Below are 26,966 nucleotides of genomic sequence, written 5' to 3'. Positions count from 1 at the left end.
CGCGACTTTGGGCCGGGGAGCCCAAGCACGGATGTGACAGAGGACGGGAGAGCGGCCGACGCGAGCGCGAGTGGCGGCGAGTCGAGACCCGACCGCCCCGGCGGCAAGGCGGCGCTGGTCGAGGCGCTCGCGGTCCGGAAGAACGCTCGCCGTGGCTTCGCCTTCGGCTTCCTGTTCACCCTCGCAGTCTTCGCCTTCTTCGTGCTGATCCCCGGCGTGACGCGCTCACCGGCCTACTACGTGGCGCTGGCGTTCGTCCTGGCGACGGGGATCGGGGGGCTGGCGACCGCGGCGCTGACGGTCGTGACGGCCTACCGGCTCACGAAGACGCTCTAGACCGCGTCGGCACTGGGGTCGTCGCCGGCCAGGTTCGCCAGCCGGGCGGCGCCCGACCGCGTTCCCTTCGCGATCAGCACGTCGCCGGGGTGGAGTTCCGTGTCCGGCCCGGGCGAGATGACCCAGCTGCCGCCCTCGCGGCCGGTGCGTTCGCTCTCGGCGCGGGCGCGGCGGACGGCGATGACCCGCATGCCCGTCTCGGTCTTGACTTCACGCTCGCCGAGCGTCGTGCCCGCGAGGACGGCGTCGGGGGCGACGGGCAGCCGAACGATCACCTCGTCGGACTCCCTGACCGCTTCGGCGACGACCGGGTGGGTGCCGAGCCCGCGGAGGACGCCCTCGCTGATCTCCAGGGCGGCGTCGCTGATGACCTCGGTGGCGCTGGCCAGCTGGACGAGCCCGCGCAGGTCGACGGGGTCGTCGACGCGGCTGGCAGCCCGGAGCGTCCAGGCCTCGAAGCGCGACTGGAGCGCGTCGACCTCGGCTTCGAGTTCCAGCACTTCTTCGGCCACCTCGTCGGAGTCGAAGAGGACCGCGCCGTAGGCCAGGTCGACGGCGAGTTCGCTCATGTTCTTCATGTGGACGATGGAGTCCACGGCGCGTTCGAGGTCGTCGATCACCGGTTCCGGGGGTTCTGGCGGGACGTACTCGCGGCCGCTCGCGTCCTCGTAGACGTCGGCGATGCCCTCCTCCGAGCCGCGGAAGAGGACCACGTCGCCGGATCGGAGCGTGGTTTCGGCGTCGGGATTGAACAGCCACTCGCCCTCGCGGCGGATGGCGATCGCGCGCACGCCCGTCTCGGTCTCGAGGTTGATGGCTTCGAGGGACCGGTCGGCGAAGGGCGAGTCCGGGGCGACGACGGCCCGGACGACGGTCTCGACGGCCTCGGGGAGGGCGGCTCGCATCGCGTCGGGCAGCCCCATGTCCTCGAGCACGATCTTGGCGATGTCGCCGGCGGCGTCGCTGACCTTCTCTGCGGCGCCGACGACGCCCAGTACGGGGGCCAGCGCCTCGGCGTCTTCGGGGTTGCGGGCGGCCATCAGGAGGCTCATCCGCGCGCGGAGCTGGAGGACGTCCATCTTCTCCTCCAGTTCCAGGACCTCCTCGGCCACCTCGTCGGAGCCGAGCAGGACCGCCGAGTACGAGAGGTCGATCAGCAGTTCGGCCGTGTCCTTCATCTCGGCCAGCAACTCCACGACGCTGACCGGCTCGTACTCGACGTCGTCGACTGCCATACCTCCCAGTGCTCGACGCTGGGGGAAAAACATTGCCCGGTGGTGACCGGCCCTGGTCCGACTCGGCGCCGATCCGACCTGGGAACTCACAAGTTTTGGGACTATCTCACGTGGGAGGCCGTCGGATGGTGGCGCATCCTTTCGGAATGCTCACGGTTTCTGCCACATTCCGAGGACGCGCGTCCAGAAATCGGGCGACAGTCGCGTGGATTGTCTCGGCGAAAAGATAATGCTTAACCCGGCAGATAGAGAAGCGGAGCGTATGTCCGACGAGCTCAAAAAAGGGCTTGAGGGTGTCCTGGTCGCCGAGTCGGTACTGAGTTACATCGACGGTGACGCCGGCGAACTCATCTACCGGGGCTACTCCATCGACGATCTGGCACGTGACGCGAGCTACGAGGAAGTGCTGTACCTGCTCTGGCACGGCCACCTCCCGAACAGCGAGGATCTGGCCAGCTTCACCGAGGAGATGAGCGCCGAGCGCGAGCTTCACGACGACGTCTACGACGTGGTGCGCTCGCTGGCCGAGGCCGACGAGAACCCGATGGCCGCGCTGCGGACCGCGGTGTCGAGCCTCTCGGCGCACGACCCCGACGCCGGCGCCGACCCGCAGGACCGCGAGGCGAACCTCCGCAAGGGCCGGCGCATCACAGCGAAAATCCCGACGATCATCGCGGCCTTCACGCGCATCCGCGACGGCGAGGAGCCGGTCGCGCCCCGCGAGGACCTCGATCACGCCGAGAACTTCCTCTACATGCTCAACGGCGAGGAGCCCGACGAGGTGCTCGCCGAGACGTTCGACATGGCGCTGGTGCTCCACGCCGACCACGGCCTGAACGCCTCGACCTTCTCTTCGATGGTTATCTCCTCGACGCTCGCGGACCTGCACTCGGCCATCCCCGGCGGTATCGGCGCGCTCTCGGGCTCGCTCCACGGCGGCGCGAACCAGGACGTCATGGAGGCCCTGCTCGAACTCGACGAGTCCGGCAAGGAGCCGGTCGAGTGGGCCAAGGACAAGCTCGAAGCCGGCGAGCGCGTCCCCGGCTTCGGTCACCGCGTCTACAACGTCAAGGACCCGCGCGCGCGGATCCTCTCCGACAAGTCCAAGGCCCTCGGCGAGGCCGCCGGCTCGCTGAAGTGGTTCGAGTACTCGACCTCCATCGAGGACTGGATGATGGACGAGAAGGGCCTGGCTCCGAACGTCGACTTCTACTCCGCCTCGACGTACTACCAGATGGGCATCCCGGTCGACATCTACACCCCCATCTTCGCGATGAGCCGCGTCGGTGGCTGGATCGCGCACATCCTCGAGCAGTACGACGACAACCGGCTGATCCGCCCGCGCGGACGCTACATCGGGTCGACCGGCGAGGAGTTCGTGCCGGTCGACGAGCGATAGGAGCGATCGCAACCGCTCACTCGCTGAGCGCCTTTTTCGGACGCGAGTTCCACGTTATCGAGCAGTGGCGCGACGACTACCCTAGAGCCAGGCGTCGATCTCGTCGGCCAGCGCGCCGCGCCGGAGGATCTCACCGGTGGAGACGTCGACGACGGTGCTCCCGCCGCCGGGGGTCCGGCCGCCGTCGATGAGGACCGCGGCGGCCTCCCGGATCGGGTCGCCCAGTTCGTCGAGTTCGCGGACGCTCCCCGTCCCGCTGACGTTGGCGCTCGTGGCGGTGATCGGCTCGAACCGTTCCAGCAGATCGAGCGCCATCTCGTGATCGGGGACGCGGACGCCGACCCGCTCGCCGCCCGCGGTCAGGACGTCGGGAAGGGCGTCTGTCCGGTCGACCAGGAGGGTCACCGGGCCGGGCAGGAACTCGTGCATGAAGGCCCGCTCCTCGGCGGTGGGGGCGGTGTACTCCAGGGCCGTCTCGACGTCCGGCACCGCCATGGAGACCGGTTTTTCGCGGTCGCGGTCCTTGGCCGCGAAGACGCGCTCGACGGCCGCGGGGTCGGTGGCGTCCGCGCCGAGGCCGTAGACGGTTTCCGTGGGGTAGACGACGAGGTCGCCGGCCCGCAGGGCGTCGGCCGCAGCGTCGAGGTCGGCGTCGGTCATGGATCGAAGTCGGCCGCCGACGGCAAAAAGTCGGTCGCTACAGGTCGTCGATGGCGGCTTCGATCTCGTCGTAATCTGGGAACTGGGGCCACGTCTCGGCCACCCAGGCGTACCGGATCACGCGCTCTTCGTCCAGCAGGAAGGCGGCGGGCCGGGGTTCGCTGACGCCCGCCATCCCGTCGAGTTCGTGGGCGATGCCGTACGCCTCGGCGACGCCGTTCTGCGGATCGGAGAAGAGGCGGTAGCCGGCGTCATCGATCCCGCGCTCGTGGATCGTGTCCTTGTGCTCGTAGGGGGAGGAGACCGAGAGGCCGACGACGGTCAGATCGTCGTCGTGACCACGGTGGCCCCACTGGCGGTCCCGGATCTCGTTCCACATGTAGGTCGTCGGGAAGGCGCCGTCCATCGTGTGAAAGAGCAGGAGGACGGGGCCCTCGGCGGTGAGGTCCGAGAGCGAGACGTCCGCCCAGTACTCGTCGTTGACCAGGGGGCGCTCGAAGTCGGGGGCCTGGTCGCCCTCGGCGGGGTGGTCGGCCGGCGGGAGGTCGACCACCTCGAAGTCCAGTCCCATGACCATCAGGCGGCACCTCCCGTGGCGTCGCCGTCCCCGTAGGTCCGGTCGAGGTAGGCGACGATGTTGGCGCTCTCGGACATCGTGACGCCGGTCTCCTCGTCGACGATGGCGGGCACGGTCCGTTTGCCGGAGATGCGCTTGACCACGTTCCGGTCGGAGTGCATCGGTTCGACGAACCGCGAGCGGTAGTCGAGGCCGTACGCGTCGAGTTTGCGGACGACGCGTTCACAGAACGGGCACGCCTGCAGCCGGTAGAGTGTGATCGCCGGGTCGCTCATGGCCCGTTCTAGGGACGGTTCCCGGGTAAGCCCTTCGGGCGTCGAGAGGCGGTCGCGGGGCCGCAGACTGGAGTGAATCCCGGTCGCGAGGCCGACCCCCGCGACGTGTCCGGGTTACGGGGATGACAAGTCTTAATCCCGCCGACGGCAAAGTGAGCGGGTAATGGGCGCAGTCTCGGCCGTCGCGCCGCTGTTCGCACTCGCGGGACCGCTCGTCACGGAGGTTCTAGGAGTCGAACTGACGGACGGTCTCGTCACCAGCGTCGGGGTCGTCGTGATCTTGCTGCTCCTCATGCTGTCGGCGTTTTTCTCCTCCTCGGAGATCGCCATGTTCTCGCTCGCGGCCCACCGCGTGGACGCGCTCGTCGACGACGGCGTCCCGGGAGCGAAGACGCTGGACCAGCTCAAGTCGGACCCCCACCGACTGCTCGTGACGATCCTGGTCGGGAACAACCTCGTGAACATCGCCATGACCTCGATCACCACGGGACTCCTGGCGCTCTACTTCAGTCAGGGGGCCGCCGTCGCCATCTCCACGTTCGGCATCACGGCGCTCGTGCTCCTGTTCGGGGAGAGCGCGCCGAAGTCCTACGCGGTCGAGAACACGGAGTCGTGGGCGCTGCGGATCGCCCGGCCCCTCAAGGTCGCCGAGCGGGTGCTGTGGCCGCTGATCGTCGTCTTCGACTTCCTCACCCAGCAGGTAAACAGGGTCACGGGCGGCCAGACCGCCATCGAGACCTCCTACGTCACCCGCCAAGAGATCCGCGACATGATCGAGACCGGCGAGCGCGAGGGCGTCCTCGAGGAGGAGGAACGCGAGATGCTCCAGCGCACGCTCCGGTTCAACAACACCATCGCCAAGGAGGTCATGACCCCGCGGCTCGACGTGGACGCCATCTCGAAGGACGCCACCATCGCCGAGGCGATGGAGCAGTGCGTCCAGAGCGGTCACGCCCGCCTCCCGGTCTACGAGACCAGCCTCGACAACATCATCGGCGTCGTCCACATCCGCGACCTCGTCCGAGACCTCAACTACGGGGAGTCGGGCGGCGAGGACCTCGAACTCGACGACCTGATCGAGCCGACGCTGCACGTCCCCGAGTCGAAGAACGTCGACGAGTTGCTGACCGAGATGCGCGAGAACCGCCTGCACATGGTGGTCGTCATCGACGAGTTCGGGACCACGGAAGGGCTGGTGACCATGGAGGACCTGACCGAGGAGATCGTCGGCGAGATCCTCGAGGGCGAGGAGGAGGAACCGATCGAGTTCGTCGGCGACGACAGCGCGATCGTCAAGGGGGAGGTCAACATCGAGGAAGTCAACGAGGCCCTGGACGTCGACATCCCCGAGGGCGAGGAGTTCGAGACCATCGCTGGATTCATCTTCAACCTCGCCGGCCGCCTCGTCGAGGAAGGCGAGGAGGTCGAGTACGACGGCGTCGAGATCCGCGTCGAGCAGGTCGAGAACACCCGAATCATGAAAGCGCGGATCACCCGCACCGAGCGCCACGGCGAGGGGGCGGAGCCCGAAGCCGAATCCGAAGACGCCGCGGCCGAGAACTGATCAGGGCGCGGGCGGGGTAGCTTGTCAGGCCAGGAGCGCGTCGACGGCCGTGAACACGCCGTAGCCGAGGCCGAAGGCGAGTGCGAGCGAGGCGATCCACGCGAGCACGGTGTAGCCCATCTTCTTGCCGCTGACGTCCCCGCCGCCGGCAGCGAAGCCGCTACCGATGATGGCGCTGACGATGATCTCGTTGAAGGAGACGGGGATGCCGAAGAAGACGGCGGTCTGGGCGATGGCGAAGGAGGGGATGAGTGCGGCGATGGAACGGCGCGGGCCCAGCGCGGAGTAGTCCTGGGAGAGCGCCTTGATCATCCGCGGTGCGCCGGTCCAGGACCCGACCAGGAGGCCGAACCCGCCGCCGAACAGCACGGCCACGAGGGGGACCTCGAAGGGGTCGAGCAGCGGCAGGAGGGGGCCGAGCGCGAGGCCGACCTGGCTCCCGCCGGCCGAGAAGGCGACGAGGCCCCCGAGCGCCAGGAGGAAGTGGCGCTGGCCGGCCTCGGGATCCTCGCGGACGTCCAGCCAGAGGGCCAGCGTGACGACGGCCGCCGCGGCGAGGGCCACGGCGACGTAGACGGCGGCGCTCGGGAGACCCGGGAAGTTCGCCGCGCCGACGCTGGCCAGCGAGGCGGCCTCGCCCGGCGGCCCGAGGACGACGAACTCCGTGATGGCGAGGACGGCGCCGACGACCCCGGCCAGGAGCGGGACGGCGACGGACTCGGGGACGCGCTCGTTGCGGAGGGTGCGAGCGACGCCGTAGGCGATGCCGCCGCCGACGAACGGCGTGGCGACCCACATGATGGCGATCTCCTGGTACTTCGGCCAGGCGGGGTCGCCGCCCAGGGCCAGGCCGACGCCGACGACCGCGCCCGTGACCGTGAAGGCGGTGGCGATGGGGTAGCCGGCGAAGACGCCGATGGCGACCAGGATGGCGGCGGTGAGGAGCGCGACGACGGCCGCCATCGGCGAGATCGTCGCGTTCAGGACGAGTTCGCGGCCGACCGCCTCCGTGACGTTGGCACCCTGGAGGACCGCGCCGGCGAGGCCGAGCAGGCCGACGAAGAAGCCGGCGCGCATGACCGAGATGGCGTTGGCCCCGACGGCCGGGGCGAACGGGGTCGACCCCGAGGACCCGGCGCCGATTGCCCACGCCATGAAGAGACTCGCCCCTCCGGCGACCAGAAACGTCGCGATCGTGCCTGCGGCGACCATTCGGTGCGCGGCTACAGGCGGCACGCCTAATAACCTGCCGCCATCCGTCTCTCAGTGGCGGGGTAGGCGGCGTCTAGCGGCGGGTAGCAGCCGAATAATTATGTCACATGGAGCGGACAGTCCGTGGTAGGTGGGGCAGGGGTGCTCGAACGACTCAGACGATTCGCCCGGCCGGGCGGCGAGTACGAGTGTCAACGCTGTGGCCGGCAGTACGAACTCCGGCGCCAGATCTGTGCGGACTGTGGCGGGTTCTCCATCGAACGCGACTGGGGCTGCGCCGCCGGCGGGACCGAAGGTGACCCCCCATACTATTGAGGGAGCCACTTGAGGGGCTCGCGGCGGCTACAGTGCGGTACGATGAGCGAGACGCCACTGCGTGCAGGGGAGGGGCGTACAGACGGGATCGACGCCGCGGCGTCGGCAACGGAACTGATCGGCGACACGCCGCTCGTCGACCTCTCGCAGTTCGCCCCGAACTGCTACGCGAAGGTGGAGGCGGGCAACCCGTTCTCCGTCAAGGACCGGATCGCTCGCGAGATGATCGAACAGGCCGAAGACGAGGGGCTGGTCGACGACGAGACGCACGTCATCGAACCAACGAGCGGCAACACGGGGATCGGGCTGGCCTTCGTCTGCGCGGCGAAGGGGTACGACCTGACGCTGACCATGCCGGCCTCGATGAGCGAGGAGCGCCGGCAGTTGCTCTCGGCGCTGGGCGCCACCCTCGAACTGACGCCGGCAGACGGCGGGATGGGCGGGGCCATCGACCGCGCCGAGGAGCTGCTCGCCGACGTCGAGAAGGGGTTCATGCCCCAGCAGTTCGAGAACGACGCCAACCCGCGCGCCCACCGCGAGACGACCGGTCCGGAGATCTGGGAAGCCACCGACGGGCAGGTCGACGCCGTCGTCGCCGGCGTCGGCACCGGCGGCACGATCACGGGCGTCTCGAAACACGTCACGGAAGATCAGGGCAAGGAGTCGCTGCGCTCCGTGGCGGTCGAACCCGAAGGCTCGCCCATTCTCTCGAAGGGGGAAGGTGGTTCCCACGGCATCCAGGGCATCGGCCCGAGTTTCGTCCCCGACACGCTCGACCCGGACGTGATCGACGAGGTCCGGACGATCCGCGAGGATCGGGCGAAAGAAACCACCCGTCGGCTGGCCCGCGAGGCCGGCCTGCTGGTCGGCATCTCCAGCGGCGCGGCGGCCGCCGCGGCCTTCGACGTTGCACGTGATTACCCCGAGGAGGTGACCGTCGTCGTCCTGCCCGACACCGGCGAGCGATACCTCTCGACGGAGCTGTTCGATCCGTCGGAAGACGAGGCGTAGCCGGCGACCGCTCGCGCCGCTCGACGGCGGTGGATCACCCTGCGGTCAGGTCGCGCGACCGGACGGGTAAGCTGCCCTAGAACGCAGTTTATTCGGCTCGAAGTGGAAGGTCTGGACCGTGTCGGACGGACACGGAAGAAATCGGAACGGTGACCTCGACGGCCCGCTGACCCGGTGGGCCTACGTCACCGGGGATCGACTGGCCGTCGCCGGTGTCCTCTCGGTGCTCTTCGTCGCCCTCGCAGCGCTGCTGGTCGGCTTCGACCTCGTCTACGTCGGTGCCGGGAGCAACTTCTCGACGGTGCTCTCGAGCGGTATGTTGTCCGGTCTGTTGACGCTTTTGACGGTCGCGCTGTCGGTCAACCAGCTCGTCCTCTCGCGGGTGTTCGGGTCCGCGGGGTCGCTCTCGGATGAACTGGCGGGGACGCTCGAGTTCCGACGCTCCGTCGAGGCCGTGGCGGGCGTTGCCGCGAGTCCGAACGAGCCGGGCGAGTTCCTCGCCCTCCTCGGAGACACGCTGGGCAGTCGCGTCGAAGACCTCCGGCGTGGAGCGGGGGGGACCGCCGTCTCGCTTTCGGACGCGGAGGACCTCGACGCCTACGCCGACGCCATCTCGACCTACGCCGGTCGGCTGTCGGCGGCCGACGACCTCGACGACACGTTCGAGGTCCTGTTGCTCACCCTCGGGACCGACTACGCCGATCACATGGACACGAGCCGGGCCCTCGAGCGCGAGTACGGCGAGGAACTCCCCTCGGCGGCGAGCGAGGCGCTAGACGACGTGGTGGAACTTCTGAAGGCCGTCGCGACGATGCGGCAGTTCTTCAAGACGGTCACGCTCCAGCAGGAACTGGCCATGCTGTCGCGGCACCTGATATACACCGGCGTCCCCGCCATACTGGTGACGTACTTCCTCTCGGCCGTCTACAGCGCCGCGCCGAACCGGCCACCGGCGATCGATCCGTCCCTGCTCCCGTTCGTCGTGGTGATCGCGACCGGGGTCATCCTCGCTCCCCTCGCGGTGCTCGTCGCGTCCCTGTTGCGGGTGGCCACGGTGTCTCTGTACACGGTGTCGATCGGATCGTTCGTCCCGCCCGAGAAGACCTTCGGCGGCGACTGATCGCGGCGTCGCCGTGACTACCCCGAGGAGGTGACCGTCGTCGTGCTGCCGGACACCGGCGAGCGATACCGCTCGACGGGACTGTTCGACGGGGAGACGTCAGACCCGGGCCAGCAGGTCGTAGAGCTCTCTTTCGGTCGCGTTCCCGTCGCGGATCGCCTCCCGGGGCGACCGCGGGACGGTCACGTTCGAGACGGTCTCGACGGCCTCGGGCGGGGACAGGTCGCGAGCCCGCACGAGCCACGCCGCTCCGACCACGCCGGTCCGGCCGAGGCCGGCGTTGCAGTGGACGGCGGCCCGACCGCCGTCGTCCGTCGCCGTCGCGAGCGCGTCGAGCACCGACCGCAGCCGGTCGACCTCGGGCAGGTGACGGTCGCGGATCGGCGCGTGGACGGTCTCGAAGGCGTCCTCGTACGCGGCGGGCGCTCCCCAGCGTCTCGCTTCGTCGGCAGAGAGGAGACAGACGACCGTGCCGACCCCGGCGTCGGCGAGCGTCGCCGTCCACGCAGAGCGGTCGCCGCCGAGGTGGCCGGGTCGACACGCGCCGAAGACGTCGGCGTCAGGCGCGACCGGCCCGAAGTTTGCGGTTCGCACTACAGGATCGAGGGAGGCGAGGGACTTGAGTCTGTCCGGCGGGAATTCGAGCGAATCCGAAAATTCGGGAGAATGCGGTCAGCGCGGCTCGGTGCCGCGGGCCGGGATCACGCCAGATCGTAGCGGTCGTTGGTCATGACCTTGTGCCAGGCGTCGACGAAGTCCTGGACGAACTGTTCGTCGCCGTCCTCGGACGCGTAGACTTCCGCGATGGCACGGAGCCGGGAGTGCGACCCGAAGATGAGGTCGAAGCGGGTCGCCTCCCACGCCTGCTCGCCCGTCTCGCGGTCGAAGCCCTCGTAGACCTGTGCCGTCTCGTCGGCCTGCTCCCACTCGTAGTCCATGTCGAGCAGGTTCACGAAGAAGTCGTTGTCGAGCGTCCCCGGCTCGTCGGTGAGGACGCCGCGGTCCGAATCGCCGTAGGTCGCGCCCAGCGTCCGCATGCCGCCGACCAGGACCGTCGTCTCCTCGGGCGTCAGGTCGAGCAGGTCGGCCCTGTCGACAAGGATCTCCTCCAGTTTCCGGTCGTGCTCGCCGCCGACGTAGTTCCGGAAGCCGTCGGCCTTGGGTTCGAGCGCCTCGAAGGACTCCTCGTCGGTCCACTCCGCCTCGGCGTCGACACGGCCGGGCTCGAAGGGCACGTCCACGTCGTAGCCGGCCTCGCTGGCCGCCTGCTCGATGGCCGCGTTGCCGCCGAGGACGATCAGGTCGGCGAGCGAGACGGCGGTCCCGTCCGAGCGCGAGTCGTTGAACTCGGCCTTGATCTCCTCGAGGGTCTCGAGGACCGTCTCGAGTTCCTCGGGCTCGTTGACGTCCCAGCTCCGCTGGGGTTCGAGGCGGATGCGAGCGCCGTTCGCCCCGCCGCGCTTGTCGCTGTCGCGGTAGGTCGCGGCGGACGCCCAGGCGGTCTTGACGAGTTGCTGTGTCGTCAGCCCCGAGTCGAGGAGTTCGTCTTTGAGCTGTTCGGCGGCGTCCTCGCCGACGGGCTCGAAGTCCCGGTCCGGCAGGGGATCCTGCCAGATCATCGTCTCGTCGGGGACTTCCGGGCCGTAATTGCGCTCGGGCGGGCCCATGTCGCGGTGGAGGAGCTTGTACCACGCCTTCGAGAAGGCGTCGAGGAACGTTCGGGGGTCGTTCTGGAACTCCTCGATGATCTCCCGGTAGTCGGGGTCTTTCTTGAGGGCGACGTCGGTCGTCAGCATCATCGGCGTCTGCTCGCCCTCGGGGTCGTGGGCGGCCGGCGCGTCGTCGATCTCGTCCGCGTCCACGGGGCGCCACTGCCAGGCACCGCCGGGCCCCTCGTGGGGTTCCCACTCGTGGTTCAGGAGGTTGTCGAGGTAGGAGGTGTCCCACATCGTCGGCGTGCTGTTCCAGGGGCCCTCGATACCGCTGGTGATGGTGTCGTCACCCTTCCCGGAGCCGAAGTCGCTCTCCCAGCCCAGTCCCATGTTCTCGATGGGCGCGTCGGCGGGCTCGGGACCGACGTATTCGTCGGGGTCGTCCGCGCCGTGGACCTTCCCGAACGTGTGGCCACCGGCGATGAGCGCGGCCGTCTCCTCGTCGTTCATCGCCATGCGGCTGAACGACTCGCGGATGCGTTCGGCCGACCACTCCGGATCGGGTTCGCCCTCCGGCCCTTCGGGGTTCACGTAGATCAGCCCCATCACCGTCGCGCCGAGGTGGTCCGCGAGCGTGTCGTCCTCGTCGAACCGGTCCCAGGTCTCCATCTCCGCTTCGGGACCCCAGTCGGCTGCCTCGTCGGGCTCGAACTCGTCTTCGCGCCCGCCGGCGAAGCCGTACGTCTCGAAGCCCATCGACTCCAGCGCGACGTTCCCGGCCAGGACGATCAGGTCCGCCCACGAGAGCTGCTTCCCGTACTTCTGCTTGACCGGCCAGAGCAGGCGGCGTGCCTTGTCGAGGTTGGCGTTGTCGGGCCAGCTACCGAGCGGCTCGAATCGCTGGGTGCCGCCCGAAGCGCCGCCGCGACCGTCGGTCGTGCGGTAGGTCCCGGCGCTGTGCCAGGCCATCCGGATGAAAAGCGGTCCGTAGTGGCCGTAGTCGGCCGGCCACCACTCCTGGGACGTCGTCATCACGTCCTCGATGTCCGCTTTGACGGCCTCGAAGTCCAGTTGCTGGAACTCCTCGGCGTAGTCGAAGTCCTCGCCCATCGGCCCGGCATCGCGGGCGTTCTGGTCGAGCGGCGACAGATCGAGCATATCCGGCCACCAGCCCTCGGGGGACCTGTTCCCTGCCGGGAACGGCGTTTTCTCTGTCATGGATGTAGTCTACAGCGAACAGTCGTGTTCTGCGAATACAAATCTATTGGTTGAGATCCAGGTTCTTCCTTTCTCGTTTGCGAAAAGAGTTTGTTCGGAAGCAAAGACCCCGCGCCGAGCGGGGGTCGTCACTCCTCGTCGTCGGGCGCGGGTTCGTTGGACTCGGCGACGAGTTCGTCGCCGGGGTCCGGCGGCTCGACGCCCTCGACGGCTTCGACGGTGTCCGTGTCTTTCGGCGTGTCGACGTGCCAGCGGTCGACGTCGGATTCGAAGTCGGCGAGTCTGTTCGAGACGCGGATCTTGAGGTCGTCGTCGTTGACGTTGACCTCGAAGACGTACTCGGGGGCCTCCCCGCGGCCGACGCGCTGGAGGTTGGCGCTGACGAGGCCGTTGTCGAAGTAGTAGGGGGCGATCTGGGTCATGACGTTCTTGTAGACGGCCCCTTCGACCGCCCGGAGGGCCTTCCGGCCGGCGGAGTCGGCCGCGCGGGCGACGTAGTCGATCGACTCGCCCCACTTGTCGACGGCCTCGTCCGGGTCGTCGTCGAGTTTCTCGTAGGACTCGGTGAGTTTCTCGCCGGCCTTCTGGAGGTCCTCGTCGGGGTCCTTGCCGGCTTTCTCCCCCTCTCCCTCGTCGACGCTGGCCTGGTCGGCGGTCTTCTCGTTGACGTCTTCGTCGAGGCGTTCGTCGGTCTTGGGTCGCCACTCGTCGAAGTCAGCGAGGGCGTCCTCGTCGATCGGGGCGTCGACGTCGGGGTCTTCCAGCAGGTCGGTCAGCGCACGCGTGATGCGTTCGCCGTGTTCGACCACGTCGACCCACCTGCCGCGTTGCTTGAACCCCGAAACACTCTCTTCCATCGGTTCCCGGCACGTATGGGGTGACGCAATATACCTCTTCCCCCGTGGCTTTTCGGTCGCCGATCCGCCGCGTCCGGTTTTATGCAGGCGGGCACCGACACGACCGGTATGCCCATCGAGCACCGCGGTGACGCGGCCGTCCTCACCCACGCGCTCGCGAGACACACCCTCACCGACCTCCGCAGCGTCGAGACCGAGCAGGTCGCCTTCCGGAAGGGCCTCGTGAAACTCGGCCGGATCTGCGGCTACGAGATCATCGACGGCGCGATGGACACCGAAGCGGTCGACGTCCGGACCCCGCTGACGGAGACGACCGGCGAACGCGTCACCGGGCTGGACGACGTGGTGATCGTGAACGTCCTCCGGGCGGCGACGCCGTTCGTCGAGGGCCTCCTGAAGGCGTTCCCGTCGGCGAAACAGGGCGTCATCAGCGCCGGGCGCGACGAGAGCGCGGGGATGGACGACGCGGGCCAGTTCCCAATCGACGTCGACTACGAGAAGTTGCCGGAGATCCGCCCCGAGGACACCGTCATCGTCGCCGACCCGATGCTGGCGACCGGGTCGACGATGACGGCCGTGCTGGAGCGGGTCACGGCCGCGGGCGAGCCGGAGACTATCATCGTGCTGTCGGCGGTCAGCGCCCCGGCCGGCATCGAACGCGTCGCCGAGGCGTTCCCGGAGGCGGAGATCCTGACCGTCAGCGTCGACGAGGGTCTGGACGACGACGGCTTCATCGTCCCCGGTCTCGGCGACGCCGGCGACCGCGCGTTCCGGACCACATGAGACGGGCGACGGTACCGCACACCGTGGGCCACGCCAGCACGATCCTTCACCCCTTCGTTTCAGCTGGAGAACGCCAGACAGCGACCGGGCCAGTGTTGCAGCCGAACCCGAAGGAGAGGGGTCAGTCTCGGTCGATGGTCGCCCGACCGCTGGTCGCGCTCATGATCCGGTCCCGCAGTTCCGGGGCGTCGGCGACGGGGACGCGGACGTCGAAGGAGACCTCGGCCTCGTAGTCGGCGTCGAACTCGACCGCGGCGGACTCGAGGAGGCCGCGAACGGTCCCGGAGTCGTCGTAGGCCACGGTGATCGAGAACGACTCGTGGGGTCGCCGCTCGACGATCCCGGCGTCTTCGACGGCGAGTTTGACCCCCCGAGCGTAGGATCGGGCGAGCCCGCCCACGCCGAGGTTCGTCCCGCCGTAGTAGCGGGTGACCACGGCGACGACGTTCTCCAGTTCCTCGCCCTGGAGGACGTTCAGCGCGGGTTTGCCCGCCGATCCCGAGGGCTCGTCGGCGTCGGAGGACCACTCGGCGAGCGGGTCGGCCCGGACGCGGTAGGCCGGGACGTTGTGGGTCGCGTCGGCGTAGGCCTCGCCGATCTCCGCGACGAAGTCCTCGGCGGCCGCGACGTCGGGGACGGGGGCCGCGTGGCCGATGAACTCGGAGCCCTGGATCTCGAAGGCGGCTTCCCCCCGGCCGGCGAGGGTCCGGTAACTGTCGGTCACTGGCGGGGGAACGGGGGCGGCGCTCAAACCCGTTACGCCGTCGTTCGCGGGACTGAACCGTGCCGACCTTGAAGAGGACCCGGCCCACTCTATGAGACATGTCACCGTCGACCGGCGACGCGATGCTCGACGAGATGCTCGGCGGCGGGGTGCCCGCAGGCCGGACGCTGCTGGTCCGGGGCCCCTCGGGGGTCGGCAAGAGCCGGCTGGCCGCCCAGTTCCTCGACGCGGGCGCGAGCGACGACGGAGATTGTCTCTACGTGACGACGGACGAGCCGCTGAACGTGGCGCGCGAGGCGCTCGACCCGGCAGCGGGCGTGACGATGGCGGCCGCGCACCGCGACGCGAGCGCGGGCGGGGTCCGGTTCGTCACCGCCGAGGAGAGCGAGACGGTGCCGTTCGGGTCGCTGATCGAGCGGCTCTCGACCGACGACTGGGACCGCCTGGTCGTCGACGGGGCCGGCGGCCTCGTCGACCTGGCGCCCGACCGCGAGCGCGGGCGCCACGGCCGCTTTCACCTGCTCGAACGGCTCGACGAGCACGGGACGACGGCGGTGCTGACGGCGACGCCCGACGAACCGCCCGCGCTGGCGCGGCTCGCACACGGCGTCGTCGACTGCTGGCGCGAGGAGGTCGAGGGTGACGCGCGCTCGTTCTGCCGCGTCGAGAAACTCCGGGGCAGCGACCACGACACCCGGCGCCACGCCCTCCACCACGACGCCGACGGCGTGTCGGTGACCAGCCGGGAGTGGGCGACCCACGACCAGCCCTTCCGCAGCGGCATCGCGGAACTGGACGCCCTGACCGGCGGCTTCGTCCGCAACGGGACCACCCTCTTCGAACACGACGGGACGGCCGAGCACTGGCCGTTCACCGCCGCACTGACCGCTCGCGCCGTCGAACGGGACGCACCGGTCGTGCTGGTGACCGCGCCGGGGACGCTCGTCAACCGGGTGAACGACCTGCTGGCGGACCCGGTCGGCCCGGTCACCGAGCTGATGGACCGGAACCTGCTGTACCTGATCGACCCCGTCAGCCGGAGCCCGAGCGAACCCGTGGTCGCCGGCCTGGAGAGCGAGAACGTCGTCATGCAGGAGACGGAAGGGAGCATCCAGGAGGCCTTCCGGACGCTGGTGGCGGAACTCGGCGGGCGCGTCGAGGAGGCCGTCGCAGTACTGGAACACTCGACGATGGCCCACCTCGTCACGGAGAACGAGTCCCGTCAGCTCTACTACTGGGCCGACGGCAACGTCATGAACGGCGAGTACGACCTGACGCTCGTGCTGACCATCGACCGCACGCTCGCCGGCGACCGGCTCACCGCCTTCTTCGCCGGGGTCGCCGACCAGGTGATCCGCACCTGGCGGGGCGGCGACGAACTCCAGTACCTCTCGGTCCCCAAATCCCCCGCCGGGACCCCGGGACACACGCGCGTCGTCGAACCGCTCGCGGACGCCCCCTACGTCCGCCTCCGCTAGTCCCCGGTCGACGAACGGTCGGTTTTCCGGCGGATTTCCGTCCGCTTTACGCCCTTATACAGATAGTACCCGTCCGTATATCGCCGGTCCGTCCAGCGGCGCGTCTGAATTCTGTACTTATTCAATGGCCAGAGTTATGTTCGATCAAATGCCCATTGTAATCTGTAATCGGTGGACATTCAGAATGATATCCGAGCAAACGATCTGTGAAAGTGGGATTCGGATAGGTCGCCGCGGCGACCTCGTCGTCCGCGGCGGGTCGAGCGCGCGGTCCGGTGGGGTGGCTGTATGGGACTGATCAGGATGACCAAGTACCGGACGCTGCTGCTCGCCACGATCGGGTTCAACTTCTCCTTCCTGATCTGGTTCTCCTTCGCCCCGTTCACGGGCCCGATGGCCGAGGAGTTCGGGCTCTCGCTTGCGGAGATCGGGATTCTGGCGAGCGCGGCCATCTGGCTGGCGCCCTTCGGCCGGATCCTGACCGGCTGGCTCTCCGACAAGTTCGGCGCGCCGACCGTGTTCGCGATCGTACTGGGCTACGTCGGCGTGTTCTCGATCGCGAGCGCGTTCGCCCAGAGCTACGCCGTCTTCTTCGTCGAGCGGCTGATCGTCGCCACGGCGGGGATCACCTTCGTCATCGGCATCCAGCACGTCTCGGAGTGGTTCGACGAGGAGAACCTGGGCACCGCCGAGGGCATCTACGCCGGCATCGGTAACGCCGGCGCGGCGGGCGGGGCGCTGATCCTCCCGCGCGTGTTCCCGACCGACTGGAGTGGCCCCCTCTTCCAGACGAACTGGCGGGCCGCGTTCTTCTACACCGGGATCGTCTCGATCCTGCTCGGGGTCGCCTACTACGCGCTGGGCGAGGCCGCAAAGAGCGACGAGAAGCGCCAGGCGACCAGGGAGAGCGCGAGCTTCAAGGGCTGGTTCTACACCGCCACCCGGTACGGGACCGTCGTCCTCGCGCTGGCGTACGTGATGACCTTCGGGCTGGAGCTGTCGATGAACGGCTGGCTCGCCACCTACTACCGCGAGGGGTTCGACACGCAGAACCTCACGCTCGCTGCGACGTTCGCGGCGACGTTCTCGATCGCTGCGGGCCTCCTCAGACCGATCGGCGGCTACGTCAGCGACCTGCTGGCGCGCAAGGAGAAGAACATCCTCCCCGTCTTCACCGGCCGCTACCGCGAGCAGTGGACTTTCACGGCCCTGTGTTTCGTCGTCCTGACGATGTTCGGGATGACGCTGGCCGGCCTCAGCGGGCGGGTGCTGCTCGCCGTCGGCGCCGGCTTCCTCGTCGGCATGGGCTGTGCCTTCGCCGAGGGCGCCATCTTCGCGCAGGTGCCGGCGATGTTCCCGAACAGTTCGGGCGCGGTCGCGGGCGTCGTCGGCGGCGTCGGCACCGTGGGCGGCATCGTCTACCCGCTGGTCTACTCCGCGCCGTTCCTGGCGAACCTCCACCTGGGGTACTCCATCGTCGCCGTCTCGATGCTCCCCATCGTGTTGCTGGCCGCGTGGGTGTTCCGCCCGCACGTCGCCAACCGGGCGACCACCGACGGCTTCGTCGCTGCCGGTGAGGAGTCGGGCAGCGTCGCCGCCGACGACTGACCCCCTTTCCGTCTACTGGAGCCCGATCTCGCGGACGTACTCCAGGTCACGGATCTCGTTGAGGAGGTCACCGGGGAGCGCCTGCTCGGTGATGATGTAGAGCTTGGGATCGACGGCGAACTCGGGGTCCTCGGAGACGGTCTGGCGCATCGAGATCCCGCGGTCGGCGATCATGCCCGTGATCTCGGCGACGATCCCCGATTGTTCTGTGTCGTAGACGTCGACGGTCAGGACGTGCAGGTCGAGCACCGGCGCGAGGTCCATCAGACTGGGGATCTGGGAGATGTTCTGGAAGATGCGCCGGAGCTTCTCGTCTTCGAGGATGGCGTCGGTCGTCGAGTCGACCACCCGGCGGTCGACGTCGATCTCCCGGGCGATGCCGGTGTTGGGGATCTCGATGCCGCCCGAGACGACCCGGCCCTCGTCGTTGACCGAGAACCCGCGTTCGAGCAGCAGCCGGATGACCGCCTGCTGGGAAGGGCTGCCCTCGAACTTCTCCATGATCTCCGCGAACATAGCGGGACCTGACACGCCGAGGGGCTTAGGCGTGCTGTCTACAGCTCGCGTCTCTCGCGGAGCCGCCGACGATTCACCGGACGCGCCGGATCAGGGGAGGCCGGTTTCCACGTCGATTCGCCCGGTCACAGGCTCGACGTCGACCTCTCCGAAGACGAAACGGGTCCCGTCGTCGTAGTCCCGGTCCAGCTCGACGGTCCAGCTGTGTGACTCCGCCATGGTCTTGACGATGGAGAGGCCCAGTCCCGTCCCCTCCTCGGTCGTGGTGTACCCGTACTCGAAGATCTCGTCTTCGTGTTCGGTGGGGATCCCCGGGCCGTCGTCTGCGACGTAGAAGCCGGCGTCGGTCGGCCCGATCTCGACGGTCACGTCGGCGGGACCGTGATCGACGGCGTCCTGACGATCCTGTGAGTCAGGGCTCGTGGAGCCGTGTTCGACGGCGTTGCGAAAGAGGTTCTCCAGCATGGAGAGGAACTTCGATCGATCGGCCTGGAGTTGCCGGTCGCCGTCGACAGTCAGGGTCGCCGCCTCGGTGTCGACGGTGTCCCAGGCGTCGCGGGCGGCGCCGGCCAGCGAGATCGGTTCGGTCTCCTCCACGGTTTTGCCCTCGCGGGCGATGGTGAGGACGTCGTCGACGATGTCCTGCATGCGGCCGGTGGCGGTGGTGACTTCGTCGACGTCCGCTCTCAGTCTGGATTCGGTCTCGTCGTCGACGGTGCCGCGGTCAACGTGTACCTCCATGAGTTCGAGTCGGCTTTCGGCCACCGTGATCGGGTTGCGCAAGTCGTGAGAGATGGTCGAGGCGACCTGATCCAGCCGTTCGTTCTGTTTCTCGAGCTGCCAGCGGGACTGTTCGAGCTCGGTCACGTCCCGGAGCAGAACGGATAGCAACGTGTCGTCCTCGCCGCGCCGGCTGACCCGTGAGACGGTAACGGAGTAGTGGCGATCGCGGCCGTCGACTGGCAGCGTGATCTGGGCCGCTTGCTCCCCGTCGCTGGTGAGGGAAACGGCGTCGGATAGCGCGGGACAGGCGCTGTCGAAGGAGTCACCGACGTGATCGGCGATATCGGGCCAGAGACGAGTGCTCGCATCGTTGAAGTCGATGACGCGCCGCCTGTCGTCGAGGACGACGACGGGATCACGGAGGTTCTCGACGACGGCGCTGCGCGCGACCGGCTGGACGTTCAACAGATCGAACCGGAACAGCGCCAGCGAGGTGAACAGGATGAAGGGAATCGTCGCGTAGACGCCGTGATAGAAGTTCGTCGCGGGGAACAACCCCAGGTTACTGACCACGGCGATGGCCATAATACTGAGCGCGCCTGCCATTAGCAGACCGAGTTGTTTCGTGGCGCGCTTCGAGGTCGACAGCAGATACACGCTCAGTTTGTACAGGTTGTAGAAGCCGACGGCGTACGACAGCAACACGATCACCAGGAGGCCCAGTCCGGGCTCGTACGCCAGGTATCGAAACGGTTCGGTCTCGATCCAGACGCTCGATCCCCAGACGTTTTGCAGGTTTTGCAGCGGAGCCTGCACCAGATACCCCACCGGGATCGCGATCAGGATCGCTTTGACGACCGGCTGGCGATGATAATCCGTTTCCGTGTACCGCCCCGCGAAGCCGGCGTAGGCCACGTAGGACGTCAGCCCGAAGAATCCGCCCACCGCATAGAGAAGTACCTTCACCTCGTACCAGGGCGCGAACATCTGGAGGGAGGTGATCGCTGCATACGTCCCGCCGAGTGCGAGCATCCCCACGAACCACTTCGCGCCGCGCGTGTCCCAGTGCGTGCGATAGATCCAGTAGCCCAGAACGACGTGAAGGATCGTTGCGACCACCGGAAGGCCGTGATACGCCCAGACGACGATGGTCGAACCCGTTGCCATGTACTGGCCTTTACTCCACGAATTGTTAATCACCCGGCCGCGGTCTCAATAGTGATAATTAATGGAGAGGTTTTCCGCGGCGTCACTTCCGATCGCGCAGGCGACGACGGGAGGGACTCGAAGTTCTCGGCTATCGCCGTCTACAGTTCGCTTTCTCGGCGTCGGGTCACGTCCACTCGGCGCGGCTGCCGGTGCTCGGAACGGGAAGGGATCACGAGACGACCGACTCGGACTGCCCGGCGGAGTTCGGTCAGAAGGGATTCGAGGGACAGGACGTGACGCGGTTCGCGTCCGAGTCGTAGTTCACCACACCGAAGGTAGCCATCTTCGGGAGGTGGACGTGGTGGAGTGTCGACGAAACCCGCCGTAACCGCTCCTCGGAAGCCGACCCGCCGTCCCGCTCTCGGGCAGCGACGGCCGCCGCCAGGGCATCGAGTTCGATCGGTGCAGTCCGTTCGAGGAGAACCTCGAGCGTCGTGCGGCGCCGATCGGCAGAGAGGAGTCTGTGGTACTCGCTGTCGGTCAATCGCTCGATGTCCTCGCACCTCCGCAGTTCGTCGTGCATCATGTAACTCATTTCAGGAGCCTCGTTGCGGCCAGCCTCGACCGGTGTATCCTCTCCTCGGCACCCGTCGGGCGTAAGCCTGCAGCATAACTGTTTAGGGACGCCCCAGAGCCCGATCGGATATAGTTGCGTGCCACTCCGGTCCGCTTCCGTATGAATAACAACAGAGAGATACCGAAAGGCAGCACTCCGATTCGAGATGGCACCCTCCAACGGCGGAGGGTTGATCTTCGAGGACGCCGTCTAGACGGCCCAATGCCACGTAGCTCCCTGACCGATGCCCTCCGGGAAACGCTCACACTTTTCGACGCGTGGGGAGCACCGCGGACGACGACGGAGGTCGCGGAGCAGCTCGGGCTCGGCCGCCGGAGCACCTACGAACGCCTGGACCGGCTCGTCGACCAGCGTCGACTCGAAACCAAGAAGGTGGGCGGAAACGGCCGCGTCTGGTGGCGACCGGCCGAGTCCGCGACGCCCGACGCGCCGGACTGGGAGGCCGCCGCTGAATCCCTCGTCGACGACGTGCTCGACCAGGCCGACGTCGGGGTGTTCGTCCTCGACGCCGACTTCGAAGTGGCGTGGATCAACGGCGCGACCGAGCGGTACTTCGGCCTCGATCGAGAGCGCGTCCTCGGACGGGACAAGCGACAGCTCGTCGACGAGCGCATCGCGTCGGTCCTCGAAGACTCGACGGCCTTCGCCGAGACGGTCCTCGCGACGTACGACGACAACACGTACACCGAACGGTTCGAGTGTCACGTGACGCCCGGCGACGGACGAGACGAACGCTGGCTCGCACACCGGAGCGAGCCGATCGAATCGGGCGCGTACGCCGGTGGCCGGGTCGAACTGTACTACGATGTGACCGACCTCAAACGGGAGGAGAGAACCCACCAGGCCGCTCGCGAGCAGTTCGAGTCGCTGGTCGACGCGGTCGAGGAGTACGCCATCTTCCTGCTCGACCCGGACGGGTACGTCCAGACGTGGAATCCCGGCGCGGCGCGCATCGAGGGCTACGACGCCGAGGATGTCGTCGGGGAGCACTTCTCGACGTTTTACACCGCCGACGAGCGGGACGACGGCGTCCCGGCGACCAACCTGGCGGAAGCGGTCAGTGAGGGCTCGATAGAAGCCGAAGGCTGGCGCGTCCGTGCCGACGGGTCGCAGTTCTGGGCGAGCGTAACCATGACCGCGATCCGTGACGACGACGGTGCGCTCGAGGGGTTCGCGAAGGTCGTTCGCGACCTGACCGGCCGCCGCGAGCGGGAGCGACAGTTGCGACGCGAGCGAGACCTCATCGACAGGATCGTCGACACGAGCCCCGTGGGGATCATGGTCCTCGACGGTGACGGAAACCGCGTCCGGATAAACGAACGTGGGAAGGAGGTCCTCGGAATACCGGACGATCGAGTCGAGTCCTACTCGCCCAGCGATCGAACGGTATACGACGTCGACGGGAACCTCGTGTCACTCGACGATCATCCCTTCTCCCGGACGTTAGAGACCGGCGAATCCGTTTTCGATTGGCAGGCGAAGGTCGAGCTCCCCGACGGTGGCCATCGGTGGCTGTCCGTCAACTCGGCACCGGTGTTCGACGCCGATGGAGAGATCGAACGCGTCATCACCACCGGCGAGGACATCACGCAGCTCAAAACACAGGCCGAGCGTCTCGAACGCCAGCGCGACGAGATCGGGAGCGAACTCGAGACCATCTTCGAGCGCGTCGACGACGGGTTCTTCGCGCTCGACGACGAGTTGCGATTCACGTTCGTCAACGATCGCGCCGGTGCATTCCTGGAGCGGTCACCCGCCGAACTCGAGGGCATGTACATCTGGGACGCACTCGAACAGGGTCCGAAAGCGGCGGCAGCCTTCGAGGAGGCGCTCGCGGCCCAGGAGTCGGTCACGTTCGAGGAGTTCTACGAGCCCACCGGAACGTGGTTCAACAATCACGTGTATCCCTCCGAGGAGGGGCTCTCGGTCTCCTTCCGTGACATCACCGAGGAAAAGGATCGGGAACAGGAACTCGAAAAGGCGACACAGCGGTACCGGACGCTCGTCGACAATTTCCCGAACGGCATCGTCGCGCTGTTCGACGAGGACCTCCGCTATCTGATCGCGGGCGGGGAACTGTACGAGGCACTCGGTCGATCTCCGGACGACACCGTCGGAGAGACGCTCTACGACCGCAGGCCACCGGCGGAGGTCGACCGCCTGGAACCGCACTATCGAGCGGCCCTGAACGGGGAGTCCCACTCCTTCGAGATCGAATACGACGGTCTGACGCTCCAGTTTCAGGTGGTCCCCGTTCGCAACGGCGACGGGGATGTGTTCGCCGGCATGGCGATGTCGCAGGACGTGACCGAACGCAGAGCGCACGAGCGGTACCTGGCCGACGCCAAGTCGCAACTGGAGGCCGCGACCGAGGCGGGCGCCGTCGGGACCTTCGAGTGGGACGTCCAGGACGACGAGATGGTCATGGGACCATCGTTCGCCGAGATGTTCGGCGTCGACCCGGACGCTGCCCGTGACGGCGTTTCCCTGGATCGCTTCGTCGACGGGATCCACGAGGACGACCGCGATCGGGTCGAAGCGGCGGTCGAAGCCGCCCTCGAATCCTGCGGTGAGTACGAGGAGGAGTACCGCCTCAGGAACGGAGACGACGAGGTCCGGTGGGTCGTCGTCAGGGGGCGCGTCGAGTGCGAGGACGGCACCCCGGTCAGCTTCCCCGGCGCCCTCACCGACATCACCGAACGGAAGGAGGCCGAAATCGAATCCGAGCAGCAGCGCCACCGTCTCGCGGCCCTGAACGAACTGAACGGCGTCTTCCGCGAGATTACCGGGGCGGCCATCGACCAGTCCAGCCGCGAAGAGATCGAAGCGATCGTCTGCGAACGCCTCGCGGACTCGGATTCGTACCTGTTCGCCTGGATCGGCGACCGAGAGGTCGGCACGGAGACAGTGGACCTGCGCTACGAAGCCGGCGTCGGCGGCTACCTCGACGACGTCACCATCTCGGTCGATCAGGAGGACGAACGCGGCAGGGGGCCGACGGGACGGGCCATCCGGACGGGCGAGACGCAAGCGACGCACGACATCCGCACCGACGACCGGCACGACCCGTGGCGCGGGCTGATCGAGCAGTACGGCTTCCGGTCGTCGGTCGCCATCCCGATCGTCCACGAGAACACGAACTACGGGGTGTTGAACGTCTACGCGGAGCGCCCGGACGCATTCAGGGGAGAAGAACGCGACGTCGTCGACCAACTCGGTGAGATCGTGGGCCACGCGATCGCCGCCGTCGAGCGCAAACGCGCGCTGATGAGCGACGAAGTCGTCGAGTTGCAGTTTCAGGTCGACGACGTCTTCGAGTCGATGGGTATCGACGTTTCCGAAACGGCACCCATCCACCTCGAACAGACGGTCCCGGTCGGCGACGACGACTACGTTCTCTTCGGGCGGACGACGCCGGCAGGCGTCGAGAGCGTGGAGGCGATGGTCGAGACGCTCCCGTTCTACGAGGGCGTTACGTTCCACGAGGATGGCGACGAGACCGTGTTCGAACTTCGCGTCTCCGAGCCCCCAGTCCTGTCCGCCATCGCCTCGCTCGGCGGCTCGGTTCCCGGGGCCGTCATCGAAAACGGCGACTATCACCTGACGGTCCATCTCTCGCCGAGCGTGGACGTACGGGAGGTACTCGATCGGATGCACGAGGAGCATCCCGACGGGTACCTCGTGAAACAGCACCAGCGATCGATCCGTGACCACAGCGTCCCCGTGGGCTCAGAGCTGCTATCTGCCCTCACTCCGCGACAGCGGTCCGCGCTGGAAACCGCCTTCCACGCCGGGTTCTTCGAGTGGCCTCGTGAGATGTCGGGCGAGGATGTCGCCTCGTTACTCGACGTCTCCGCACCGACGTTCCACCAGCACCTCCGGAAAGCCGAACTACACGTGTTCGAATCGCTGCTCTCGTCCACGGCTCCGGCGTGAGGCGTTCGTCGGTGGCCGGTCCTACATGAACCGGGCCCAGATCGAATGCTCTTCGACCTCGACCAGGAGCGATCGCATCTCCTCGAGGTCGACCTCGCTGGCCCGGGCCGACTCGCGTCCGGACTCTCGCTGTGTCTCGGGGCCGTGACTCGTCTCGAGGAACGGGTCCAGTTCGAGGGGTCGACCTACGAGGCCACACGGTCGCACCTGAAAGACGTTCACGGACGGGCGGTCACCGACGAAGACGTGGCGCCGTACATCGAAGCGCTCTGCGGCGGGCGCCGTTCGAAGCGCCGCCTCGTGGCGCGATCTACGGGCCCGTTAGAGTTCGCCCTTCGTACTGGGCGTGTCGCTGCGGCGCTCGTCGATCCGCGTCGCATGGTCGAACGACGATCTGAAAACAGGACGTGAAGTCGGAACTACTCTTCGGCGAGTTCCTCGTAGATGTCCTCGTGGGCCTCCATGTCCTGGCGCGTAATTAACCGCATGAGGCGACGACGCGCCTCCTCGGGAGACAGATCCTCGGGGATAGATCGGGACTCGTCGTCTACGGCCATCTCGTTATTCGGTTGCGTTCGTGTCGTCATAACCGTTGCGCCCGGATTGCTCGGTGTCCGTTTCGATGACGGACAGCCAGAGTCGATAGGTGTCGGCGTACTCGGCTTCGAGCGGCGCTGTGTGCTCGTCGAGATAGTCGATCACGTCCGTCGAGTCGACGTCCGATTCGTCAGTCCCGAGTCGTTTCAGGAAAGACTTGATCCGCCGGTCGTAGTCGAACTGAATCCCGTTCAGCGCGTAGAGGACGACGGTCGAAGCCAGAGCCGTCCGTTTGTTTCCGTCTACGAACGGATGGTTCGCCACGAGCAGACGCATGAGTTGATACCCCTTCTCGTGTATCGTCTCGGGCCCCTGTCCGAACTGACCCGCTCGGACGTGTTCGAGCGCGTACTCGACGTCACCACGGGAAGCGACGCCCGCTTCCGTCTCGCCGTTCGATTCGACGATGAACTCGTGAACGGCGAGAACGTCCTCGACGGAGAGGTACTCGAAGTCCTCGTCCATCGCTCCTACAGTTCGCCCTTCGTACTCGGCGTGTCGCTGCGGCGCTCGTCGATCCGCGTCGCGTCGTCCAGCGCGCGAGCCAGCGCCTTGAACAGCGCCTCGACCTGGTGGTGGGCGTTCTCGCCCTCGACCGAGGCGTGCAGCGTCAGGCCGGCGTTCGTCGCGAGCGAGCGCAGGAAGTGTTTGCCCATGTGGCTCGTGAACTCGCCGACGGTGTCCTGGGCGAAGTCGCCCTCGAACTCGAAGAACGGCCGCCCCGAAACGTCGACGACGACCTCGGCGACGGCCTCGTCCAGCGGGACCTTGCGGTCGGCGTAGCGGCGGATGCCGCGCTTGTCGCCAAGGGCCTCCTCGAGGGCCTGGCCGAGGGTGATCGCCACGTCCTCGACGGTGTGGTGGTCGTCGATCTCCAGGTCGCCGTCGCAGTCGACGGTGAGGTCGAACAGGCCGTGCTTGGCCAGCGACTCGAGCATGTGGTCGAAGAAGCCGACGCCCGTGTCGACCGTCGCCTCGCCGTCGCCGTCCAGATCGAGCGTCACCTCGATCTCCGTTTCGGCGGTCTCGCGGGTCACCGCCGCCGTCCGGTCGGTCATACCCTATCCGAGGCGACCCTCCCATAAGAAACTCCCGCGCCGATGCCGCGCGTCTGACTGAGCTATATGTGTGCGTGTGAGAGAGACACGCACATGAGCAAACGAGACGCGCTCGGCGTGTTCGTGGCGGCCACGGGGCTGTTGTTCGTCGACGCCGGACCGACGCTGGCGGTGGCGGTGGTCCTGTTCGCGATCGGGGCCTACCTGCTCGCGGTACCGCGTCTCGGCGGCCAGGTCGGGCGGGTCGACCGGCCGGGCGGGCGGCGGGGCCGGACCTGACGGGCGAACACGAACGCCAGCAGCGTTATGTCGATTCGGCTACCACC

General features: G+C 67.5%; 25 protein-coding genes and 1 pseudogene. 10 read left to right on the top strand and 16 right to left on the bottom strand.

What is annotated here, in order from left to right:
* Nucleotides 1–33: 33 nt before the first annotated feature.
* Nucleotides 34–336, top strand: coding sequence for a DUF7536 family protein (locus tag U5918_RS10650; RefSeq protein ID WP_336001333.1), 303 nt, complete (start codon nucleotides 34–36; stop codon nucleotides 334–336).
* Here U5918_RS10650 and U5918_RS10645 read toward each other — a convergent pair.
* Nucleotides 333–1,571: a potassium channel family protein gene (locus U5918_RS10645; RefSeq protein ID WP_336001332.1), complete on the bottom strand. Its 1,239-nt coding sequence runs from the start codon at nucleotides 1,569–1,571 to the stop codon at nucleotides 333–335. The two genes, U5918_RS10650 and U5918_RS10645, sit on opposite strands and share 4 nt — an antisense overlap.
* 262 nt (nucleotides 1,572–1,833) lie before the next feature.
* On the opposite strand from U5918_RS10645, the gene citZ reads away from it, so the two are divergent.
* Nucleotides 1,834–2,970: a citrate synthase gene (gene citZ, locus U5918_RS10640; protein WP_336001331.1), complete on the top strand. Its 1,137-nt coding sequence runs from the start codon at nucleotides 1,834–1,836 to the stop codon at nucleotides 2,968–2,970.
* Between the two features lie 81 nt (nucleotides 2,971–3,051).
* Here the strand turns inward: citZ and U5918_RS10635 are convergent, their stop codons facing one another.
* Genes U5918_RS10635 through U5918_RS10625 form a run of 3 tightly spaced genes read right to left on the bottom strand, consistent with a single transcriptional unit; the run spans nucleotide 3,052 to nucleotide 4,482 of the window.
* Entirely contained in the window at nucleotides 3,052–3,630 is a 579-nt protein-coding gene (locus U5918_RS10635) for an L-threonylcarbamoyladenylate synthase (RefSeq protein ID WP_336001330.1), read from the bottom strand.
* A 37-nt stretch (nucleotides 3,631–3,667) separates the two neighbouring features.
* Entirely contained in the window at nucleotides 3,668–4,201 is a 534-nt protein-coding gene (locus U5918_RS10630; RefSeq protein ID WP_336003322.1) for a redoxin domain-containing protein, read from the bottom strand.
* Nucleotides 4,202–4,206: 5 nt separating this feature from the next.
* Nucleotides 4,207–4,482 (bottom strand): glutaredoxin family protein, encoded by a 276-nt coding sequence (locus U5918_RS10625; RefSeq protein WP_336001329.1) that lies wholly within the window; start codon nucleotides 4,480–4,482, stop codon nucleotides 4,207–4,209.
* Between the two features lie 163 nt (nucleotides 4,483–4,645).
* Here U5918_RS10625 and U5918_RS10620 point away from each other — a divergent pair, with 163 nt between their 5' ends.
* Nucleotides 4,646–6,046: a hemolysin family protein gene (locus tag U5918_RS10620; RefSeq protein ID WP_336001328.1), complete on the top strand. Its 1,401-nt coding sequence runs from the start codon at nucleotides 4,646–4,648 to the stop codon at nucleotides 6,044–6,046.
* Between the two features lie 24 nt (nucleotides 6,047–6,070).
* Here U5918_RS10620 and U5918_RS10615 read toward each other — a convergent pair whose 3' ends face one another.
* Nucleotides 6,071–7,258, bottom strand: coding sequence for an inorganic phosphate transporter (locus U5918_RS10615; RefSeq protein ID WP_336001327.1), 1,188 nt, complete (start codon nucleotides 7,256–7,258; stop codon nucleotides 6,071–6,073).
* Between the two features lie 357 nt (nucleotides 7,259–7,615).
* On the opposite strand from U5918_RS10615, the gene cysK reads away from it, so the two are divergent.
* Both cysK and U5918_RS10605 read left to right on the top strand, forming a co-directional pair.
* Nucleotides 7,616–8,584: a cysteine synthase A gene (cysK, locus tag U5918_RS10610; RefSeq protein ID WP_336001326.1), complete on the top strand. Its 969-nt coding sequence runs from the start codon at nucleotides 7,616–7,618 to the stop codon at nucleotides 8,582–8,584.
* Nucleotides 8,585–8,702: 118 nt separating this feature from the next.
* A complete protein-coding gene (locus tag U5918_RS10605; protein ID WP_336001325.1) occupies nucleotides 8,703–9,704 on the top strand; it encodes a DUF7972 family membrane protein in 1,002 nt (333 codons plus the stop codon).
* A gap of 99 nt (nucleotides 9,705–9,803) precedes the next feature.
* Here U5918_RS10605 and U5918_RS10600 read toward each other — a convergent pair.
* The 3 genes and pseudogenes from U5918_RS10600 to U5918_RS10590 all read right to left on the bottom strand — a co-directional run.
* A pseudogene (locus U5918_RS10600) lies at nucleotides 9,804–10,307 on the bottom strand (protein-tyrosine phosphatase family protein); the annotation flags it as partial.
* A gap of 98 nt (nucleotides 10,308–10,405) precedes the next feature.
* Nucleotides 10,406–12,574 (bottom strand): catalase/peroxidase HPI, encoded by a 2,169-nt coding sequence (gene katG / locus U5918_RS10595; protein ID WP_336001323.1) that lies wholly within the window; start codon nucleotides 12,572–12,574, stop codon nucleotides 10,406–10,408.
* A gap of 128 nt (nucleotides 12,575–12,702) precedes the next feature.
* Entirely contained in the window at nucleotides 12,703–13,431 is a 729-nt protein-coding gene (locus tag U5918_RS10590) for a DUF5828 family protein (RefSeq protein WP_336001322.1), read from the bottom strand.
* Nucleotides 13,432–13,539: 108 nt separating this feature from the next.
* Between U5918_RS10590 and upp the strand changes: the two genes are divergently transcribed.
* Nucleotides 13,540–14,214 (top strand): uracil phosphoribosyltransferase, encoded by a 675-nt coding sequence (upp, locus tag U5918_RS10585; RefSeq protein WP_336001321.1) that lies wholly within the window; start codon nucleotides 13,540–13,542, stop codon nucleotides 14,212–14,214.
* Nucleotides 14,215–14,335: 121 nt separating this feature from the next.
* Here upp and U5918_RS10580 read toward each other — a convergent pair whose 3' ends face one another.
* Nucleotides 14,336–14,938, bottom strand: a complete 603-nt coding sequence (locus U5918_RS10580) for an IMPACT family protein (protein ID WP_336001320.1) — start codon at nucleotides 14,936–14,938, stop codon at nucleotides 14,336–14,338.
* Nucleotides 14,939–15,036: 98 nt separating this feature from the next.
* On the opposite strand from U5918_RS10580, the gene U5918_RS10575 reads away from it, so the two are divergent.
* Complete coding sequence (locus U5918_RS10575; protein WP_336001319.1) at nucleotides 15,037–16,416, top strand: RAD55 family ATPase; 1,380 nt, start codon at nucleotides 15,037–15,039, stop codon at nucleotides 16,414–16,416.
* 303 nt (nucleotides 16,417–16,719) lie between these two features.
* The gene (locus U5918_RS10570; protein WP_418771367.1) at nucleotides 16,720–18,024 is read left to right on the top strand and encodes an MFS transporter; all 1,305 of its coding nucleotides are present in this window, start codon (nucleotides 16,720–16,722) and stop codon (nucleotides 18,022–18,024) included.
* A gap of 12 nt (nucleotides 18,025–18,036) precedes the next feature.
* Here the strand turns inward: U5918_RS10570 and U5918_RS10565 are convergent, their stop codons facing one another.
* From U5918_RS10565 to U5918_RS10555, 3 genes are all read right to left on the bottom strand, one after another.
* A complete protein-coding gene (locus tag U5918_RS10565) occupies nucleotides 18,037–18,540 on the bottom strand; it encodes an amino acid-binding protein (protein ID WP_336001317.1) in 504 nt (167 codons plus the stop codon).
* Between the two features lie 90 nt (nucleotides 18,541–18,630).
* Nucleotides 18,631–20,430: an ATP-binding protein gene (locus tag U5918_RS10560; RefSeq protein WP_336001316.1), complete on the bottom strand. Its 1,800-nt coding sequence runs from the start codon at nucleotides 20,428–20,430 to the stop codon at nucleotides 18,631–18,633.
* A gap of 250 nt (nucleotides 20,431–20,680) precedes the next feature.
* A complete protein-coding gene (locus U5918_RS10555) occupies nucleotides 20,681–21,007 on the bottom strand; it encodes a DUF7344 domain-containing protein (RefSeq protein WP_336001315.1) in 327 nt (108 codons plus the stop codon).
* A 243-nt stretch (nucleotides 21,008–21,250) separates the two neighbouring features.
* Here U5918_RS10555 and U5918_RS10550 point away from each other — a divergent pair, with 243 nt between their 5' ends.
* Nucleotides 21,251–24,985 (top strand): PAS domain-containing protein, encoded by a 3,735-nt coding sequence (locus tag U5918_RS10550; RefSeq protein WP_336001314.1) that lies wholly within the window; start codon nucleotides 21,251–21,253, stop codon nucleotides 24,983–24,985.
* Nucleotides 24,986–25,006: 21 nt separating this feature from the next.
* Here the strand turns inward: U5918_RS10550 and U5918_RS10545 are convergent, their stop codons facing one another.
* The 4 genes from U5918_RS10545 to hisB all read right to left on the bottom strand — a co-directional run bounded on the left by U5918_RS10545 (nucleotide 25,007) and on the right by hisB (nucleotide 26,640).
* Entirely contained in the window at nucleotides 25,007–25,207 is a 201-nt protein-coding gene (locus tag U5918_RS10545) for a hypothetical protein (protein ID WP_336001313.1), read from the bottom strand.
* 197 nt (nucleotides 25,208–25,404) lie between these two features.
* Nucleotides 25,405–25,542 (bottom strand): hypothetical protein, encoded by a 138-nt coding sequence (locus U5918_RS10540; protein ID WP_336001312.1) that lies wholly within the window; start codon nucleotides 25,540–25,542, stop codon nucleotides 25,405–25,407.
* Nucleotides 25,543–25,546: 4 nt separating this feature from the next.
* Complete coding sequence (locus U5918_RS10535) at nucleotides 25,547–26,047, bottom strand: type II toxin-antitoxin system death-on-curing family toxin (RefSeq protein WP_336001311.1); 501 nt, start codon at nucleotides 26,045–26,047, stop codon at nucleotides 25,547–25,549.
* A 5-nt stretch (nucleotides 26,048–26,052) separates the two neighbouring features.
* On the bottom strand, nucleotides 26,053–26,640 hold the full coding sequence (hisB, locus tag U5918_RS10530; RefSeq protein ID WP_336001310.1) for an imidazoleglycerol-phosphate dehydratase HisB: 588 nt from the start codon (nucleotides 26,638–26,640) through the stop codon (nucleotides 26,053–26,055).
* Nucleotides 26,641–26,733: 93 nt separating this feature from the next.
* On the opposite strand from hisB, the gene U5918_RS10525 reads away from it, so the two are divergent.
* On the top strand, nucleotides 26,734–26,919 hold the full coding sequence (locus U5918_RS10525; RefSeq protein WP_336001309.1) for a hypothetical protein: 186 nt from the start codon (nucleotides 26,734–26,736) through the stop codon (nucleotides 26,917–26,919).
* The last annotated feature ends 47 nt before the right edge of the window (nucleotides 26,920–26,966 follow it).

It is taken from the genome of Halorientalis sp. LT38 (assembly GCF_037031225.1).
Taxonomy (GTDB): Archaea; Halobacteriota; Halobacteria; order Halobacteriales; family Haloarculaceae; genus Halorientalis; species Halorientalis halophila.
The sequence above is the reverse complement of the archived record's forward strand: the minus strand, read 5'-3'. Positions and strand labels throughout refer to the sequence as shown.

Coding starts and splice junctions, on each gene's coding strand:
- U5918_RS10560 (WP_336001316.1), bottom strand. CDS start 20,430: ATGGCAACGGGTTCGACCATCGTCGTCTGGGCGTATCACGGCCTTCCG.
- U5918_RS10590 (WP_336001322.1), bottom strand. CDS start 13,431: ATGGAAGAGAGTGTTTCGGGGTTCAAGCAACGCGGCAGGTGGGTCGAC.
- U5918_RS10540 (WP_336001312.1), bottom strand. CDS start 25,542: ATGGCCGTAGACGACGAGTCCCGATCTATCCCCGAGGATCTGTCTCCC.
- U5918_RS10625 (WP_336001329.1), bottom strand. CDS start 4,482: ATGAGCGACCCGGCGATCACACTCTACCGGCTGCAGGCGTGCCCGTTC.
- cysK (WP_336001326.1), top strand. CDS start 7,616: ATGAGCGAGACGCCACTGCGTGCAGGGGAGGGGCGTACAGACGGGATC.
- U5918_RS10535 (WP_336001311.1), bottom strand. CDS start 26,047: ATGGACGAGGACTTCGAGTACCTCTCCGTCGAGGACGTTCTCGCCGTT.
- U5918_RS10575 (WP_336001319.1), top strand. CDS start 15,037: ATGTCACCGTCGACCGGCGACGCGATGCTCGACGAGATGCTCGGCGGC.
- citZ (WP_336001331.1), top strand. CDS start 1,834: ATGTCCGACGAGCTCAAAAAAGGGCTTGAGGGTGTCCTGGTCGCCGAG.
- U5918_RS10565 (WP_336001317.1), bottom strand. CDS start 18,540: ATGTTCGCGGAGATCATGGAGAAGTTCGAGGGCAGCCCTTCCCAGCAG.
- U5918_RS10615 (WP_336001327.1), bottom strand. CDS start 7,258: ATGGTCGCCGCAGGCACGATCGCGACGTTTCTGGTCGCCGGAGGGGCG.
- U5918_RS10635 (WP_336001330.1), bottom strand. CDS start 3,630: ATGACCGACGCCGACCTCGACGCTGCGGCCGACGCCCTGCGGGCCGGC.
- U5918_RS10525 (WP_336001309.1), top strand. CDS start 26,734: ATGAGCAAACGAGACGCGCTCGGCGTGTTCGTGGCGGCCACGGGGCTG.
- U5918_RS10555 (WP_336001315.1), bottom strand. CDS start 21,007: ATGAGTTACATGATGCACGACGAACTGCGGAGGTGCGAGGACATCGAG.
- U5918_RS10550 (WP_336001314.1), top strand. CDS start 21,251: ATGCCACGTAGCTCCCTGACCGATGCCCTCCGGGAAACGCTCACACTT.
- U5918_RS10620 (WP_336001328.1), top strand. CDS start 4,646: ATGGGCGCAGTCTCGGCCGTCGCGCCGCTGTTCGCACTCGCGGGACCG.
- hisB (WP_336001310.1), bottom strand. CDS start 26,640: ATGACCGACCGGACGGCGGCGGTGACCCGCGAGACCGCCGAAACGGAG.
- U5918_RS10570 (WP_418771367.1), top strand. CDS start 16,720: ATGACCAAGTACCGGACGCTGCTGCTCGCCACGATCGGGTTCAACTTC.
- U5918_RS10630 (WP_336003322.1), bottom strand. CDS start 4,201: ATGGGACTGGACTTCGAGGTGGTCGACCTCCCGCCGGCCGACCACCCC.
- upp (WP_336001321.1), top strand. CDS start 13,540: ATGCCCATCGAGCACCGCGGTGACGCGGCCGTCCTCACCCACGCGCTC.
- katG (WP_336001323.1), bottom strand. CDS start 12,574: ATGACAGAGAAAACGCCGTTCCCGGCAGGGAACAGGTCCCCCGAGGGC.
- U5918_RS10645 (WP_336001332.1), bottom strand. CDS start 1,571: ATGGCAGTCGACGACGTCGAGTACGAGCCGGTCAGCGTCGTGGAGTTG.